At 35.4% G+C, this 16,936-nt stretch carries 15 protein-coding genes; 1 reads left to right on the top strand and 14 read right to left on the bottom strand.

Annotation, left to right across the window (positions count from 1 at the left end; genetic code table 11):
• Positions 1-4: 4 nt before the first annotated feature.
• From ACS5L2_RS04905 to ACS5L2_RS04840, 14 genes are all read right to left on the bottom strand, one after another.
• Positions 5-1,393 carry a V-type ATP synthase subunit B gene (locus ACS5L2_RS04905; protein ID WP_459200919.1) on the bottom strand — a complete coding sequence of 463 codons (1,389 nt, stop codon included), beginning with the start codon at positions 1,391-1,393 and terminating at the stop codon, positions 5-7.
• A 34-nt stretch (positions 1,394-1,427) separates the two neighbouring features.
• On the bottom strand, positions 1,428-3,188 hold the full coding sequence (locus ACS5L2_RS04900) for an ATP synthase subunit A (protein ID WP_459200918.1): 1,761 nt from the start codon (positions 3,186-3,188) through the stop codon (positions 1,428-1,430).
• Between the two features lie 15 nt (positions 3,189-3,203).
• On the bottom strand, positions 3,204-3,503 hold the full coding sequence (locus ACS5L2_RS04895) for a V-type ATP synthase subunit F (protein WP_459200917.1): 300 nt from the start codon (positions 3,501-3,503) through the stop codon (positions 3,204-3,206).
• A 21-nt stretch (positions 3,504-3,524) separates the two neighbouring features.
• Positions 3,525-4,700: a V-type ATP synthase subunit C gene (locus ACS5L2_RS04890; protein ID WP_459200916.1), complete on the bottom strand. Its 1,176-nt coding sequence runs from the start codon at positions 4,698-4,700 to the stop codon at positions 3,525-3,527.
• 10 nt (positions 4,701-4,710) lie between these two features.
• Positions 4,711-5,322: a V-type ATP synthase subunit E gene (locus ACS5L2_RS04885; protein ID WP_459200915.1), complete on the bottom strand. Its 612-nt coding sequence runs from the start codon at positions 5,320-5,322 to the stop codon at positions 4,711-4,713.
• Positions 5,323-5,383: 61 nt separating this feature from the next.
• Positions 5,384-6,052: an ATP synthase subunit K gene (locus tag ACS5L2_RS04880; RefSeq protein ID WP_011170984.1), complete on the bottom strand. Its 669-nt coding sequence runs from the start codon at positions 6,050-6,052 to the stop codon at positions 5,384-5,386.
• Positions 6,053-6,105: 53 nt separating this feature from the next.
• Positions 6,106-8,166, bottom strand: coding sequence for a V-type ATP synthase subunit I (locus ACS5L2_RS04875; protein ID WP_459200914.1), 2,061 nt, complete (start codon positions 8,164-8,166; stop codon positions 6,106-6,108).
• A 33-nt stretch (positions 8,167-8,199) separates the two neighbouring features.
• Entirely contained in the window at positions 8,200-8,508 is a 309-nt protein-coding gene (locus ACS5L2_RS04870; RefSeq protein WP_459200913.1) for an ATP synthase subunit B family protein, read from the bottom strand.
• 294 nt (positions 8,509-8,802) lie between these two features.
• Entirely contained in the window at positions 8,803-9,261 is a 459-nt protein-coding gene (locus tag ACS5L2_RS04865) for a VOC family protein (protein ID WP_459200912.1), read from the bottom strand.
• A 16-nt stretch (positions 9,262-9,277) separates the two neighbouring features.
• Complete coding sequence (rlmH, locus tag ACS5L2_RS04860; RefSeq protein WP_459200911.1) at positions 9,278-9,757, bottom strand: 23S rRNA (pseudouridine(1915)-N(3))-methyltransferase RlmH; 480 nt, start codon at positions 9,755-9,757, stop codon at positions 9,278-9,280.
• 77 nt (positions 9,758-9,834) lie between these two features.
• The gene (locus ACS5L2_RS04855; RefSeq protein ID WP_459200910.1) at positions 9,835-10,641 is read right to left on the bottom strand and encodes an SPFH domain-containing protein; all 807 of its coding nucleotides are present in this window, start codon (positions 10,639-10,641) and stop codon (positions 9,835-9,837) included.
• Between the two features lie 18 nt (positions 10,642-10,659).
• The gene (locus ACS5L2_RS04850; RefSeq protein WP_459200909.1) at positions 10,660-11,094 is read right to left on the bottom strand and encodes an NfeD family protein; all 435 of its coding nucleotides are present in this window, start codon (positions 11,092-11,094) and stop codon (positions 10,660-10,662) included.
• A 72-nt stretch (positions 11,095-11,166) separates the two neighbouring features.
• Entirely contained in the window at positions 11,167-11,766 is a 600-nt protein-coding gene (gene tmk, locus ACS5L2_RS04845) for a dTMP kinase (RefSeq protein WP_459200908.1), read from the bottom strand.
• 21 nt (positions 11,767-11,787) lie between these two features.
• Complete coding sequence (locus ACS5L2_RS04840; protein ID WP_459200907.1) at positions 11,788-14,718, bottom strand: HEAT repeat domain-containing protein; 2,931 nt, start codon at positions 14,716-14,718, stop codon at positions 11,788-11,790.
• A 173-nt stretch (positions 14,719-14,891) separates the two neighbouring features.
• On the opposite strand from ACS5L2_RS04840, the gene ACS5L2_RS04835 reads away from it, so the two are divergent.
• On the top strand, positions 14,892-16,820 hold the full coding sequence (locus ACS5L2_RS04835) for an OB-fold nucleic acid binding domain-containing protein (protein WP_459200906.1): 1,929 nt from the start codon (positions 14,892-14,894) through the stop codon (positions 16,818-16,820).
• Positions 16,821-16,936 lie beyond the last annotated feature (116 nt).

Below are 16,936 nucleotides of genomic sequence, written 5' to 3'. Positions count from 1 at the left end.
TGAATTATTTTTTAGGTAAGTATTTTTCAATTAATTCATCGGAAACTCTCTTGAGTTCTTCTCTAGGTAATATTGTTAATAAATCCCAGACGTAATCAAGTGTTTCTTCGATGCTTCTGTCTTCATCTACTCCTTGAGTAACGATACTGTTTTCGAAAGCATCAGCGAATTTCAAGAATGATCTGTCTCTTTCGGTTAATGCTTCTTCCCCAACAACCGCTACAAGGTCTCTTAAACCTCTACCTTCAGCGTATGCAGCGTATGCTTGGCTGATAACTTTTGAGTGGTCGTCTCTTGTTTTTCCAGCACCTTGTCCGTTACCTGCAAGCCTTGAAAGTGATGGCAAGATGTCAACAGGAGGGTAGATACCTTTTCTGTTTAATTCTCTTGAAAGCACAATCTGTCCTTCGGTAATGTAACCTGTAAGGTCAGGAATTGGGTGTGTAATATCGTCATCAGGCATTGTAAGAATTGGAATCTGTGTTACTGTTCCTTCTCTACCTTTAACTCTTCCTGCTCTTTCGTAGAGGCAAGCTAAGTCAGTGTACATGTAACCTGGGTAACCTCTTCTTCCAGGTACCTCATTTCTTGCAGCTGCAATTTCTCTTAATGCTTCACAGTAATTTGTAAGGTCAGTTAAGATAACGAGAACGTGCATTCCTTTTTCGTATGCAAGGTACTCTGCAGTTGTGAGTGCAATTCTTGGTGTAAGAATTCTTTCAATTGCAGGGTCGTCTGCTAAGTTAATGAAAACAACAGCTTTTTCCAAAGCACCAGTTTTCTTAAATTCATCCATGAAGTAGTTTGATTCTTCACCAGTGATACCCATTGCAGCAAATACTACCGCAAACTGTTCACCTTCTCCTCTTACCTTAGCTTGTCTTGCAATTTGTGTAGCAAGCTTGTTGTGTGGTAAACCGGATCCTGAGAAGATCGGGATTTTTTGTCCTCTAACGAGTGTGTTTGTACCATCGATTGTTGAGATACCAGTTTGAACGAACGCGTTTGGCGGGTTTCTTGAAACTGGGTTCAATGGGTAACCGTTGATATCTAATTTTTTCTCAGCGATGATTTCTGGTCCGCCATCGAGTGGTTTTCCTGCACCGTTGAAGATTCTACCGAGCATATCATATGATACACCGATTTTTGCAGTATCTCCTGTGAATCTTACTTTTGTTTCACTGGTGTTTAATTCTGAAGTTCCTTCGAATACCTGAACAACAGCGATGTCTTCTCTAGCTTCTAAAACTTGCCCGGTTCTTTTGTCTCCGTTTGGAGTTGTAATATCTACAATTTCACCGTAAGCAATTCCTTCGATTCCATCAATAACCATTAAAGGACCAGCAATTCTGGAGACGGATGTGTATTCTATGGTTTTTTGCATAGCGTCCATGATAACCCTCCTTACATTTTAAAATTAAATTAGGTTATTTGATTAAAGCACCTAATTCGGATTCCATTTTGTTAATGATTTCAGGTACTTTCGTGTTTATGAATTCTTCATCAGTCATGTATTTCATTCTTGCAATGTCTCCTTTTACAGTAACTGCGGAAATACCTGCTGGGTCAGCACCTTTAGCAACTGCATCTAAACCTTTCTTGTAGAAAGTCATGATAACTTTTAACATGTTGTACTGTTTTTTTGGTGAACAGTAGCTGTCTACTTCGTGGTATGCATCTTGCTGTAAGAAGTCTTCTCTTAACATTCTTGCAATTTCCAAGATAACTCTTTCTCTGTCCGGAAGTGCATCTGGACCAACGAGCTGAACGATTTCTTGGAGTTCTGCTTCTTTCTGGAGTAAGCTCATTGCTTCATCTCTTAATGATCTCCAGTCTGCTGCGGTGTTTTGTTGCCACCAGCCAGCGATGTCGTCAATATAGAGTGAGTAACTTGTTAACCAGTTGATTGCAGGGAAGTGTCTTCTTCTTGCAAGGTTTGCATCTAATGCCCAGAACACCTTAACGATTCTTAATGTGTTTGATGTAACTGGTTCTGAGAAGTCACCACCGGGTGGTGAAACTGCACCTACAATACATACGAATCCTTGTTTGCTTTCTGAACCTAAACATTCAACTCGTCCTGCTCTTTCGTAGAACTGAGCAAGTTTTGATGAAAGGTATGCAGGGTATCCTTCTTCCCCAGGCATTTCTTCAAGTCTACCTGAGATCTCCCTCATTGCTTCTGCCCATCTTGATGTTGAGTCAGCAGTTAAGAGAACACCGAGTCCTTGGTCTCTGAAGTATTCTGCAATTGTAATTCCAGTGTATACTGAAGCTTCTCTTGCAGCTACCGGCATGTTTGATGTGTTTGCAATTAATACGGTCCTGTCCATTAATTTGTTTCCTGTTTTGATATCATCTAAGTGTGGGAACTCTTCGATAACTTCTGTCATCTCGTTACCTCTTTCTCCACAACCGATGTATACCACAACATCCACGTCAGACCATTTAGCAAGCTGGTGTTGTGTAACAGTTTTTCCACTTCCGAATGGACCTGGAATTGCTGAAGCACCACCTTTTGCAAGTCCGAAGAATGTATCTTCAACTCTTTGACCGGTAATTAATGGAATTACTGGAGCTTGTTTTCCTTTTGATGGTCTTGGCTTTCTTACAGGCCATTTTTGCATCATCATGATTTCTTTTTCGCCTTCAGCGGTTTCAACAACTGCAACTGTTTCTTCAACAGTGAAGCTGCCTGCTTTGATTTCTTTGATTTTACCGCTAACTCCAAAAGGAATCATGATTTTGTGAACGATTGACGCAGTTTCTTGAACTGTACCGATAACGTCCCCAGTTATAACTTCATCTCCAACTGCTGCAGTTGGTTCAAAGTTCCATTTAATTTCTCTTGAGATTGATGGAACGCTTACTCCTCTTGGGATGTAAATTGAATCTGTAGCATTTTCGATTTCGTTTAAAGGTCTTTGAATACCATCGTACATTGCTTTTAACATACCAGGGCCGAGTTCTACTGATAATGGAGCACCAGTTCCTGTAACTCCTTCTCCTGGTTTGATACCAGCGGTTTCTTCATAAACCTGAATGATTGCTTCGTCCTCAGTTAACTGAATGATTTCCCCGGTTAAACCTTCGTTTCCTACTTTAACCACTTCGAACATCTGGGAACCTTTCATGCCTTCGGCAACAACAACCGGACCGGATATTTTGATAATTTTACCGACGACCATATTTTCACCTCAGAATTACTTAATGTCAACACCAACAGCGTTTCTTACTAATACTTTCACAGGATCATTTTCTCTGACAATAGGACCGTTTTTATCAGGTATTTCTACAACAATTTTTTTTACATTTGAAATAGAATCTCTGATTTGTTCACCGATTCTCTCGGTAGTAATAATCAATCCTATTTCAGAATTGTTGTTTAATTCTTCTATTGCCTTTGCAGCTTGTTCAGGGGATTTAACTTCGTAGACATCTGTAAGTCCAGCAAGTCTGAACCCAACTACTACATCAGGATCTCCAACTACACCGATTCTCATAATATCACTTTACAATCGTTTTTAGGATACCAGTATCTCCCTGATTTCACTTGCAGACAGGCCTTCGATTTTACCTTTAATGATAATTTTCAAATTTCTTATCTCAAGTTCTTTCGAGGTAATGAGTCCAATTATCGGGCCTATTCCAAATGGCTGTCTGAGTGATAATTTTTTACCCATTTTAACCAAGTAACTGTCAAGAGCTTTTTCAAATACGTAAACTGATTTAGCTTTTTCAAATTCTTCGAGGTTTTCAGTCATTATTGTGGCATATTTTGTGCCTTCAAGTGAGCTGATAACTCCTTCGATTGATTCTACATCAGCGAGCTCTTTTAACTTCCAAGAAGCAAGTTCGTATCCTTTGCTTGTTGTGTAATTTGAAATAACTTCGGATGATAATCCATCAGCTTTTCCTTTAAGGATGATTTTCAAGTTTTCAATGTCAATCATTGTTCCGATAAATTCTTTGAACAAGTCTTTTTCGGTACCATCAACACTCACGTTTTTCCAGAGGTTTTCAAGGATTAATTTATCAAGTGACATCTCAAGGGTAGTTAATTTGCCATTTTGATCGTATTGTGTTAATCCTTCTGAAAGTACACTTGAATAACCAGTTCCTTCTAAAGCACTTACAATTTCTTCAATTGCTTTAGTTTCACTTAATTCTCTTAATTTGCTTTCAGGAATTGTTCCAAGTGGAATCAATAATTTGAAAGTTTCTTCAGCATCCAAACCAACATATTTTGCTCTAAGGAGTGTTTTAATGTTTTTAACATCAAATTTCTTTTCAAGCAATTTTAATATTTTCCTTGCTCCATCTGGAGAGATATTTGCAAGTGTTTGGTAAACGTGTGCTAAATGAATATCTAATGCCTTTTCAACAACGACAGGGTCTTCATTTTGTCCTAAAACTTCGGATAAGTATGGCCCGTAGTCGGTATCTTCCAAGAATCCGATTAACTCAGTAGTTCCTGCAGATTCGATTAATTCGTTTATTTTGTGGTCTTTTAATAATCTTGACTCCATACTTCTTACTCTTGCATTAACGTAAGCAAATGGAGCAGTTTCTGACAAGTATCTTATCAGGAAGATCATGATAACCAAGAATATAGCGATTCCTGCAAGTACAAATAAAGTCATGAATACGTCAGTAGGCATTCCTGCTAATTCCATTAACTGTGTTAAAGCATCTACCATCTAAATCACCTTAGAACAACATTTCAGCAATTTTAGCTCTGACTGAATCTAAATTCCTTTCAAATGTTGCTTCGAGGCTGTTGTCAGATACTTTTGTGTGATCTGCAGTTTTTATAATGCAACCGCCAATGATCGATTTAGCTTCGCCTTTTTTCAATACTGTGACTTTTTTGAGTTTATCTTCCATTTCTTTTTCGATAGCCCAAAGTGCTGAGTCATCTACTATTTCAAAGTCTTTTTTGTTGAGTAATAATTCTAATTCCCCACCGCCTACTGAGTAAACGCCGGAACTTATCAATTTCAACAAAATGCCTTTGTATTCTTCTTTTTGAGGTAATTTTGCTAAATCTTCCTCTAATTTTTCGAGAGTCAACTGGATTGTTTTTTCTCTTTCTTCGAGCAATTTTTTCTTTGCGGAGAGTCTTGCTTCAGCTAAAATTCTATTTTTAGTCATTTCAGCATCTTTTTCTCCTTTTTTAGCTATTGTTTGCTCTTTTTTCGAAGCTTCTTCCTTAGCTTCTGTTAATATTGCTTCTTTTTCATTAAGAGCTTCAGCCAAAATTTTTTCGGCATTTTTATTTGCATCTTCTACGATTTTGGATGTTATCTTTTCCGCTCCCATCGTAACACCTTCGGAATTGGATTTAAAGTATTTAGAAACCCTGAGTTTCGTTATATTTTAATTAAAACATGATACCGAGCATGATCAAGATTGCTATCAATAAACCGAAGATAGCGAAAGTTTCCGGCATAACTGCTAAAACTAAACCTTTACCCATTGCATCTGGATCTCTAGCTGTAGCTCCAATTGCACCTGCAGCTGTGATACCTTGACCGATACCTGAAAGACCAGCGAAACCAACAGCTAAACCAGCACCGAGTGCAGCAATTGTTGTAACTCCTGGGCTTGCAAATACCCCAACTAAAAGAAGGATTGCAACTAATAAACCGTAAATTGCCTGAGTTTCTGGAAGAACGGAGAAAACCATTGCTTTACCGAAAATTCCATCATCTTCAGCAACAGCACCTAAACCAGCAGCTGAAGCGATACCTTGACCGATTGCTGATAAACCAGCTAAACCAGTACCGATACCTGCAGCAAGCATTGCCCATTCAGGAGCGCTTTTGAATACGAATAAGATTAAGATTGCGACAAGGAAACCATAGAGACCTTGGGTTTGTGGTAATGCCTGGAACACAATTGCAGTACCGAATTTGTTTGGGTCTTCTGCAACGACACCAGCACCGCTAGCACCTGTGATACCAGCACCGATACCTGAACCGAGACCAGCGATACCTACTGCTAAACCAGCACCTATAGCTCCGAGTAATAATGGGTTTTCAAATACCATCATAAGCACCTCGTTTCGAATCATTCATGTTAGATTATTTTTCCTTTTTTTAATTAGTTTGAAGTGTATTCTCTTTTAGCTTTGAATGGGGAGAATCTCTTTCCTCCACCTTCATAGTATTGGCCAAAGAACTCTACGTAATGTAGCCTCAATGAGTGGATGAATGAACCAAGACCATTCATAACAAAGTTGAATGCGTGACCAAATACGAGCATTACTATCGCAATTAAAATACCGATTACTGGAACTGCATCTCCTAATAATTTAGCCATAATGTTTACAGCCATTGCAAGACCACCTGTAGCCAAACATAAAGCTAAAAGCCTTGCGTAAGAGAGAACGTTACCTAAAAATCCTGTAATATCCATTGCACCGAGTAAAGCATCGAGAATGCCGCCATTCATGAATCCTTTAATCATACATAATGCGATTACTGCGATTACTGCACCGCCTGCAATCATCATGTTTCCGGTTACTACTGTAGCAACTATTGCAAGTATCAATAATATCCACATACCTTGATTCAAGAATGCATCTAAAACTGATCCTTTTGACAATGATTCCTTAAGACCAACTGTTAATCCAATGAATAGGTGAATAATACCTGCTACAATTGAGAATAACAAGATTGCCATAGGTCCATTGTTTACATCAATTCCACCAAGACTGAGTAATGGTTTTGCTGCACTGATGTATGTGCTTTCACCAAGCGGGTTTACAAGCGCAAATCCTGTAGTGTATATGTCCATTCCGAGGAACTGGTACATGAAGTCACCAAGGTAGCCACCTGTTAATATTCCAAAGAATACTGTTGAAAGACCTGAGAGTGTTAAGATATATCCCAAGTTGTATGCACCACTGCTCACTTTACCCATTCTTTTCCAGAGTACAAGACCAGCCAAGGTTAACAATAAACCGTAAACCGCATCAGTAAGCATAATACCGTAGAATATTAAAAATCCAGGCATTATCATCATTGTAGGGTCGATTTCGTTGTATTTTGGCGGTGCGTACATTTCTGTAAGCATTTCGAATGGTTTTACAGCTTTTGCATTGTCGAGCATAACTGGTATTTTTTCAACTGGTTCGTCAGGCTCTGAAACTTCAACAACTGCGTATCCTTCTGAAGCGCTTTCGATGATTTCCTGAACCTTTTTAACATGTTTCTTAGGAGTCCAAGCTTCAATGAGGTGAGTCCTTTCGGTTTTACCTGTCATTGAGTATGCTTCAGCCCTTTCTTTTTCAATTTCAAGAACTTCATGCAAAACTAAGACTTCTTCAGTCCATTTTTTGGAAAGTGCGTTCAATTTTTCTAAAATAGCTTTTGTTTCGTTTTCGATACCTAAAAGTTCTTTTTCAGTATCATTGAAAATCTCTGATGGGGTTCCTTCAACATTTGCGATGTCGAGTCTTTCAAAACCAGACTTTCTAAGTTCTGCACTTATAACGTCTGCATATTGTTTCAATGTAGCGACAATTACTGGAATTTTTTGTTCCTTTTCGCTTTTATTTACAGGAGTTCCTTTTACAATTTCAACGTATCCTTCAGTAGCTTCTTCAAGTGAAGATTCTAATTCTGATATGTTTTCTTGTGAAATGAGTCCAGAAACGATATTTGTGTAAGGTCCTTCCCCGAGGAATTTCAAATCAATATCAAAACCAGATAAATATTTAACATTGTCTTTTAACATTTCAAGAATAGTTTTTCTATTTTCAAGTTCGGCCAGCTTTTTAGCGGGTTCTGAGATTTCTCCTTCAACGCTCTCAAGAACGCTTTCTACATTGGAGATAATTTCTTCAGAGGATGAAAATGAAAGTTTCTTCTTTGCCGGTACTTTTGGATTAAGTACGCCTGAAAGTCCTGCTTTTTCTCCTACACTGACACTTGAAAATAAGTCTAATATTCTACTTACTTTAATTGTCAATGAAGCAACATTTCTACCATACTCGGCTGATGGAGCTGGCATCATAAGCGCGTTCCATTCAGGGTCTTCGAGTTTCGTAGATAAGTCGTATAACTCCACTAGCCCGCTTTCATGGAGTTGTCTAATGACAGGATCCACTTTTTCATCCAAGATGACCGCTCTAATTTTGTTCATTCTTGCGGGTCTCAATAAAACCACCTTTCAAGTTTTCACAACGGGAAATTAGAATTCTATTACATCATCTAATCTGATGTTTAATATTTTGACTTTAGCAAGGTTTGCCATTTCAGCAATTGCTTTGTCTTCTTTAGCCATTATTTCTTCAGCTTTTTCTTTAGCTTCTTTTTCGTATTTAGAAACTAATTCTTTCGCAGATGCTTCTGCGGTAGCTTCAGCGTCAGAAATTATATTCTTACCTTCTTCTATTGCGGCAAGCTTTATTTCTTCTGCTTTTTTCTTAGCTTCTTCTATCGCATTCACAGCATTATTTTCTGCATGCTTTATTTCCCTAATGGTATCTATAGCACTCACAGAATAACCTCCTTTGAAGAATAATTAGTATATCCCGTAGAATACATATATATATTTTATTACTTCCGAGATTTTTAATTAGCGATTTATTTTACTGTTTAAAATCACTACTTGCAATATTTTAAAGCAGTCATGATAAATATACTAAGGTTATTTATGCCATTTTGGTTTTTCGAAGATTTTAATATAAAAATCTTATTATTTGAATATCTAAGATAATTGATATACTTTTCGAAATGATTTTAAAATTAATGATAAAAATGGGGTTATAAGACTATTTTATAGGTATAAAAGTTATAAAAATAATTTTACAAATTCGATAGGGTGTTGGATAATTTTTGCGGTTTCTTCAACCGAATAACCTTCTTTTAAATATTTTTTAGCAATAACTGCCATTGATTCGCCAATTTCAATAATATGATTATCAGGATCGTAAATCCTGACTACTCGCTGCTGCCAGTCATGTTTTTTTGGCGGGTGTACGTAATTAATACCCTCAAAACTCTCTAAATGCTTAATAAAACTATCAAAATCATCTTCTTCGAAATAAAGTTCAAAATTGTGCGATTTGTTTACAACTGTATTTTTATCTATTCCAATAATTTCTGGGAAGTTGAGCTGAATTGCAAACCCTCCGCTGAAAGATACATTCCAACCAAGATCGAGAATGATTTTTTGACCGAGAACTTCTTCATAAAATTTTTTTGAGATTTCAAGGTTTTTGACTGAAAGTAAAGGGCAGACAAATTTCATACAACTCACCAAAATATTATTTATGATATGGTTCCCCATTAATAATTCTAAAACACCGGTAAACCTGTTCTAAAAGAATTACCCTCATTAATTGGTGCGGAAACGTCATTTTTGAAAAAGACAGTTTAAAATCCGAAAGTTCTGAAATATTTTTGGATAATCCGAGAGAACCGCCAATAATAAACGTTATATCACTTTTTCCAGAAATTGAAAGTTCGTTTATTTTTTTTGCAAAATTTTCAGAAGTTAGTTCATTTCCTAAAATTTCAAGGGTTATTAAAAATGCGTCTTTTTTTAAATATTTTAAGATTCTCTCAGATTCCTTTTCGAGTATTTTTGATTTTTCAACATCGCTTGGATTTTCCGGAGTTTTTTCATCGGCAACTTCGATTATATCGAGTTTTGAGTACCTTGAAATTCTTTTCGAATATTCGATAATTGCGTCACTTAGGTATTTTTCTTTTATTTTTCCAACAGAAATAATCGTTATATTCATAATTTCCACTTAAAGTTTTAAATTTTTATCAAAATTAAAAAAAGAATATGAATTTGAAATATTTAAAAAATAGGAATTTATTGTTTGATGAATTTTTTTGCAACATCCATAATATTTTCAGAAATTACAAATTTGGTGTTGTCTTTTAATGTGCTTGAAGTTACATCAAGAGCTTTGTAAAGCTGAGCTTCATTTTTAAAGTATGTCTGAGCGGATTCTGCAACGATCTGGATCGCTTTCGCCTGACCTTCTGCTTCAATTTTCATACTTTCTGCACTACCCTGAGCTTTCAGGATTTTACTCTGTTTTTCACCTTCTGCTTCTAAGATAGCAGCTCTTTTTAACCTTTCAGCTTTCATCTGCTGGGTCATTGCATTTTTAATGTCAGTTGGTGGTTCAATTTCCCTTAATTCAACCTTTTCAACTTTTACACCCCATGCATCCGTATCCCTATCGAGTGTTTCTAAAAGCTGTGAGTTGATGTATTCTCTTTTATTTAATGCATCATCGAGTTCAAGGCTACCAATTATTGCCCTGAGTGAAGTCTGCGCAAGGTTTATAATTGCGTACTGGAAGTTTTGAACCTCTAATATTGCCCTGTTTACATCCATTACCCTGTAGTAGATAACTGCATCGATTCTAACTCCTGCATTATCCCTTGTAATCATTTCTTGTGGCGGAACATCGATTACCTTGGTTCTTACATCGACTTTTATCGGTACATCGATGAAAGGAATTATAAAGTTAACTCCAGGATTTAACTTGCCTCTAACTTTTCCAAGCCTAAATATAAGTCCAAGTTCGTACTGGTTTACGATTATAACTGATTTTATGATTAATACAAGTACAAATATGCCAAGTAGTAAACTAAACCAAAAATCCATAAATCTCCCTCTAATTTTTTAATTACTTTTCGGAATATAATCGTCAGGTACCTCTTCAACAAGCAATGATACTCCTTCAATTCCGGTTACGATTACTTTTGAACCTTTTTTTATCGATTTTTCAGATTTGGCCTGCCATTTCTCCCCGTGTATTATGACATGGCTGTAGTTATTTTCATCGATATCATCAACAAGGTCTCCGAGGTCGCCAATTAAATTTTCAGCACCGATTTTCACGTTTAAACCGGTTTTGTAAACAAATCTTTTCATTATGTACGCAGTAAGTAAACCTGCGATTATGGCCGATGGAAGTGCCCACTGTGGCGCATAAAGTAAAAATATGCCATAAATAAGCACTGCAACACCAGCTACTGGGAAGTTAAGTCCTGGAAGGAATGCTTCAAGGAGAATTAACCCCATACCGATTATAATCGTTATATAGCCCAATTCCATGATACACCTTTAAGATTAAATTATTTTATCAGTAGTGTACTAAATAATCTATTTGACAAGAACAATATATAGTTATTGCATAATATCTGGAATTTTATCGATAACAGCGTTTAAAATTTCATCAAATACTTGATTTATCGTCTTTGAGGTGGTATCTATTACAATGAATCCATGTTCGGGCATGAACTTTTCATTATCTGAATTCATAAGGTTGTAATAACCTTCCTTTATTTTTCTTTGAATATCTATTTTTTCAAATATCTCCTTTTCTCTTGACTCCATTCTAAGCAATGCCTCATTTAAATCTACATCGAGTAAAATTACAAGGTCGGGAGTTTTTGCATAATCATTAATTCCATAAATAAACTCTTTTGGAATTCCCTGGGACATTTGGTATATGATTGAAGAATAAACGTATCTGTCAGATACTACGTGAGATTTTTTCAAATATTCTTCAATTTCTGACACGTGTTCAACCCTGTCTGCTGCAAAAAGGAGTGCGAGGGTTTCTTTCTGGCACTTTGAACCAGCTAAAATTTCACGGATTGCTTTTCCAATTTTTCCATCAGTTGGTTCGAATGTAAATACAGCGTTTAATTTTTCGGCAAGTAGTTTGGCTTGCGTGGTTTTTCCACAGCCGTCAATTCCTTCAAAAACGATAAATTTGTGCATTTTATTACCATTTATCTTTAATCAGTGTTTTTGTCTTAATTTGTTATAGTATATTAACTTTAATTTCATTATTTCTTCTTTAATACTCCATGTACCGTAATTGTCCAATTTTTCAAGTTTGGGCATGATATTTTCAATGATTTTCGGGTCCTTTTGACCGAATTTTTTTAAGGTAAGGAGCGTTTTTAAAATTACTGATTCATCCCCGTCATTTAAAAGGCTGATAATTTTTGGAATTGCGGGTTTTATTAATTCAGGGTCAATATCTGCTAAAATTCCCAATGCTGCATTTTTAACTTTCCAGTGCGGATCATCTAATTTTTCCGTTACAACGTCCAAATATCCATAATGCCCTTCATCAATGAAATCTTTAATTGAATGAAGTGCTTCTACTTTTACAGTCCAGTCATCGCTTTCGAGCAGGTTTTCAATGCGCCTGATTCTATCTTGTACAGGCATGTTACTTGATGGCTGAACAGTACGTCCGAGTTTGTCCAAAATATTCCTCGATAATTTTGAAACTACGGGGTTTGAGTCTTCATTACCCTCAAGACACCAGCTTATAATTTCATATTGATAATAGTCAGATTTTGGATGTGTTAACAGGTTTTCAAGTATTTTATAAGCGTAAGCTCTTCTATACCAGAATTCGTCATTTTTGAATTTAGAAACAATTGTCATCAAATTTTCGATATTTTCAATACCTTTATCTCGAATACTGAGGACATAAAATGCTTCGTTGATTTCAGATTCTTCATTTTTTATAATGTCTATTAATTCGTTATTTGTTTTGTAAAGATAGTTTATCGAAGTTTCCATATCAATGTTTGGACCTTTATAATTGATTTTTTCAAGTAACTTTCCGGCACGTTCCCTTACGTTGAATGTTCTATCAAACAGTGCACTGCTGATTAATTCGATTAAAAAATTCTCGATAAATGCAGGGTTTATTAAAACCATTTTTTCAAGCATCGAAATTCCTGATAATTTAACTTTCCAGTTATTTTCTTTCAAATGCATTTTTACGAGTAGTTCTGCTGAATTTTGGCATTTTTCTGTCGTGTCTGCCATATATTCATTTAATTTTTCAAAAATTTCTTTTGAAGTCATATCAATATCGAGTTTGTAAAGAATGCATGCTATATCGCACCCATAAGTTTGGTACTCCCTGCAGAGGTCAATAAGTTTTAAAACAACTTTTTCATTACTGAGGTTTTGTTTTAAAAGATATTTTAAGATTCCTGTTGATGAATAAGGTGTTGATTTTAGATATTTTTCAAAAGTATCTATTGTAATGTCTTTTCTGTCAATAGTTATATCAAAATCATATTTTAATACCTGTTTTGAAATATCGGAAACAATTTTTGTCGAGTCGTTTAGTGCAATATATATTAAGTATCCGGCAATTTTTGAGAATTCTTCATCGTGACCTTCAGTGTTCCTTAACGATTTTAAGAGATTTCTAAGGAATAATACGTAATTTAACCTTGCAAATGCGCTCGGGTCGTTTATATTTATGAGTGGTTTTAAATGTTCATCAAATGCTTTTAAAATTTGAAATGGATCGTTACCCTGATATAGCATTGTTCTGATAATCCAGAGCCCCTGTGAACGAACTATCCAGTACTTATCGTCCATGGATTTTATTATCAGTTCAATAAAACTGTCTAACTGGCCAGGATTGTTTTTAACTAAATTTCCAACGTCATTTAACAGAGTAATTTTATAAAGCCACGGTTTAGGGTCCCAAGAGCGTACAATTTCATCAATGTTATCCTGTAATAGAGCAATTGAGTTTTCATCGATATTTTCGGATAGATAAGGGTAGTTTTCAGGATTACTTAGTTCATTTAAGAATTTTAGGTTTACATCATCCGAAATATCGGACATCATAAGTCTATCAATAATTGAAAGATACGTGGTTACATATCGGCTATTAAAGCAGGATAAAATCTGTTCAGAACTTCGGGAATCCATTAGTTGAATTGCAACTGCACGAATTAATGGGTTTGGATGATTTAAAAATTCCAAATTTGTTAATTTTTCCCCTATAATATAAAATCCAACCAGTGCAGAAAAAGTTGATAACCAGTCCTGTTTTCCATGTATACTTTTATTGGCCTCGTTTATCAGTATATTTCTTAAATAAGGCTTAGTTTTTGAAAGTAATCCTATTGTATAAAACATTTTAGCTTTTACAAACCTGTCTGTATTTGGGGAAGTAAATAATTTTAATAAGTCTTCCATAATTTCGTTGTTTACATTTTCGGGATTTTCTTCGATTAACTGTATTCCAACAAGTTTCATGACCCGGTCAGGGCTGTTTATCAATTTTATAATGTGGCTTTGAGGATAAGTGATATTAGGCTCGATGTGTAGGTATACTTTATTTATTGTATCGACAATTTCTTCGATTGTTTCATCATCATCTGATTCCAACAGTATCCATGAAAATATGCCTATTTTAAGATTATTTTTGTTAACCAGTGATTCGATTAATTCGGGTAGCAGTGAATCTATTAATTCCGGATCAATAGGTGCCATTTTCCATATATTTACAATAGCCCTTAATTTTTCATGATGGTGGTTTGAATGCATGTTTTTTGAAAGCAATGTGCTGTATACGGTAGTTGCATATTGAAGTAACGGTGTATTCAAAAGTTCGTTTGAAATTTCCTTGACTGCATTGTTTCCGTGAGTCGAAAGCATTAAAAGGTGAGGTATTGTTTTGTAAGTTAATTTTGGGTGCTGATTTACAAGATTACTTATGGCCCAAAGAATTCGTGCTTGCATCACCGTTTTTGGAGATTCAAGTTCGATAAGTAGATTTTTAAGTACGTACTCTGCATCGTCCTGTGTTTCATAAGTGATATTTCCAAGTTTATTTACAGCATCTAATTTTGTATACCAGCTTTCATTTTTAAGGTCTGATACGATTCGATTAATGTTCATGATTTTCCCATTTTCCCAAGTTATCTAAAATTCTAAAATCGGTAACTATATATTCCAAGTATATTTTTCATAATTATATACAAACAAATATAAAAATGGATGTTCAACATTATTAATGGTTATTATGTAAGTTAGGTTTTAGGAAACTTCTAAAAAATTCACCGGTGTAGTTTATGAATATCGACAAATTAAAACAAAAAATATTATCAAAAATATCAGAAAAAGAGCTCGAAAAAAAAGTAAATGAAAAAATTGAAGAAAATTCGGGACTTCTTGGTGAAGAAAGTGCAGTAATGTTGGTTGCACAGGAACTCGGGATAGAGATAACTTACGGGGATGATGAGGAAGAATACGACTTTACAATTAAGGATATTGCCGATGGGCAGAAGAATGTTGAAGTCACCGGAAAAATTATCGAAATTTCGCCTGCTAAGGATTTTAACCGAAAAGACGGCACTACTGGAAAACTTGCATCGATTACAATTGGGGACAATACTGGAATTACAAGACTTACACTTTGGAACGACAAAACTGACCTTATTGAAGGGTTAAAAAAAGGGGATGTTGTAAAAATTGAGAATGCATTTAGCAGGAAATGGAACGACAAGGTTGAATTAAATAGCGGCTCAGAGCTTTCAGTTGAAAAACTTAAAAAATACGATGAATCAAGATACCCTATTTTAAAAGAGAATTATAAGATTTCAGAACTAATGCCAAATTTATCTGGGACTATTAACGCGGAAGTTGTTGCAGCATACCCAAAAAAAGAATTCAGCAGAAAAGATGGTACAAAAGGCCAGTTAAAATCTTTGTTTTTAAAAGATGACACTGGAAGTATAAGGGGAACTCTCTGGAACGAACTTGCAGATTTTGAGGTTAAAAAAGGAGATATTGCAGAAGTAAGCGGGTATGTAAAACAGGGATATTCAGGACTTGAAATTTCAGTTGACAGCATCGGAATACTTAAAGAAACAATTAAAGAAGAAAAACCTGTTGAAAAATTGAGTATTTCTGAACTTATTAACTTTGATGGAGAATATGTAACAATCTCTGGAAATGTTGCTAATATCTCCGGTTCAAGAGAAGTTCAGTTTAGTGATAGAACTGCAGAAGTTCAGGATATGTATTTAAACGATGGAACTGGAATGGTAAAAATTGCATTTTGGGGCACAAACAGAAATATTCTCGATGATTTAAAAGAAGGGGATTATTTAAACGTTTCAAACTGTAAATTAAGAACTTATGTTGATAATTCTGGCGAAAAAAGGGCTGATTTAACTTACAACTATATGTCAGGACTTAAAAAAGATGAAAGCGCGAGCGAAAAAGTAGTTGAAAAAGTAACTGCTATTGGCGATATTTTAAGTGGGAGTGCAGATAATTCCGATATAACAGTTATTGGAATGGTTACAAATGCATATCCTGTAAACGAGTTTTCGAGAAGTAACGGTGGAACTGGAAAAGTTAGAAACATCCAATTAGACGACAGCACTGGAAGCATAAGGATGGCTCTTTGGGATAGCGATGCAGAAATCGAGATTTCAGAAGGGGATGTTGTAAAATTAATACATGGATTTGCTAAAGAAAGCGGCGAATACATGGATATATCAACTGGAAGGTTTGGAAGAATCGAAGTAAATCCTGAAGGAATTTCGATAAGCTCTCCAAGAAAATACATTGCAGACCTTGAAGAAGGCATTTCAACTGAAATTAGTGGAACCATTGTGGATTTCCGAAAGCAGGATGTAATCCTTAAGTTATGTCCGAACTGTAGGAAAAGGCTGAATTTAGTAAACAACAAGTATATATGTGAAGTTTGTGGGGAAGTCGAGCCAAACGAACTTTTAGTTTCAACTCTTGCAGTAGATGACGGAACTGGCGTTATTAACTGCAGATTTTATGGAAACAACGTTGAAAAAGTAACTGGACTTTCAAAAGACAAGTTAGAAGAAATGAAATTGGATGCACTTTCAAAAGTACTTGGAAAAGATGTTTTAGTCTATGGAACACCTTCCTTTAGAAATGATGACTTAGAATTTTCAGTAAAAAGAGTTAATTTTGTGGACCCGTCAAAAGAATTGGGCATTTTAAAACAACTCTAACTTTTTTTTATTTTTTGAATTTTGGATAACCTATATATATTTTAATTTAGATAATCTATAGGGCGCATAACTCAAGTGTTTGTATTTTTATTCATTTTAACAGTAAAGAATGGTGG

This window comes from Methanococcus mangrovi (assembly GCF_054506835.1).
Note: the sequence above shows the minus strand (reverse complement) of the source record. Positions and strands in the feature narration are given on the sequence as shown.

Excerpts from the sequence above, each read along its gene's own strand:
- rlmH (WP_459200911.1), bottom strand. The coding sequence starts at position 9,757 with ATGAATATAACGATTATTTCTGTTGGAAAAATAAAAGAAAAATACCTA.
- ACS5L2_RS04865 (WP_459200912.1), bottom strand. The coding sequence starts at position 9,261 with ATGAAATTTGTCTGCCCTTTACTTTCAGTCAAAAACCTTGAAATCTCA.
- ACS5L2_RS04900 (WP_459200918.1), bottom strand. The coding sequence starts at position 3,188 with ATGGTCGTCGGTAAAATTATCAAAATATCCGGTCCGGTTGTTGTTGCC.
- ACS5L2_RS04855 (WP_459200910.1), bottom strand. The coding sequence starts at position 10,641 with ATGGATTTTTGGTTTAGTTTACTACTTGGCATATTTGTACTTGTATTA.
- ACS5L2_RS04885 (WP_459200915.1), bottom strand. The coding sequence starts at position 5,322 with ATGGGAGCGGAAAAGATAACATCCAAAATCGTAGAAGATGCAAATAAA.
- ACS5L2_RS04840 (WP_459200907.1), bottom strand. The coding sequence starts at position 14,718 with ATGAACATTAATCGAATCGTATCAGACCTTAAAAATGAAAGCTGGTAT.
- ACS5L2_RS04895 (WP_459200917.1), bottom strand. The coding sequence starts at position 3,503 with ATGAGAATCGGTGTAGTTGGAGATCCTGATGTAGTAGTTGGGTTCAGA.
- ACS5L2_RS04905 (WP_459200919.1), bottom strand. The coding sequence starts at position 1,393 with ATGGACGCTATGCAAAAAACCATAGAATACACATCCGTCTCCAGAATT.
- ACS5L2_RS04880 (WP_011170984.1), bottom strand. The coding sequence starts at position 6,052 with ATGGTATTTGAAAACCCATTATTACTCGGAGCTATAGGTGCTGGTTTA.
- ACS5L2_RS04850 (WP_459200909.1), bottom strand. The coding sequence starts at position 11,094 with ATGGAATTGGGCTATATAACGATTATAATCGGTATGGGGTTAATTCTC.
- tmk (WP_459200908.1), bottom strand. The coding sequence starts at position 11,766 with ATGCACAAATTTATCGTTTTTGAAGGAATTGACGGCTGTGGAAAAACC.
- ACS5L2_RS04890 (WP_459200916.1), bottom strand. The coding sequence starts at position 4,700 with ATGGTAGATGCTTTAACACAGTTAATGGAATTAGCAGGAATGCCTACT.
- ACS5L2_RS04835 (WP_459200906.1), top strand. The coding sequence starts at position 14,892 with ATGAATATCGACAAATTAAAACAAAAAATATTATCAAAAATATCAGAA.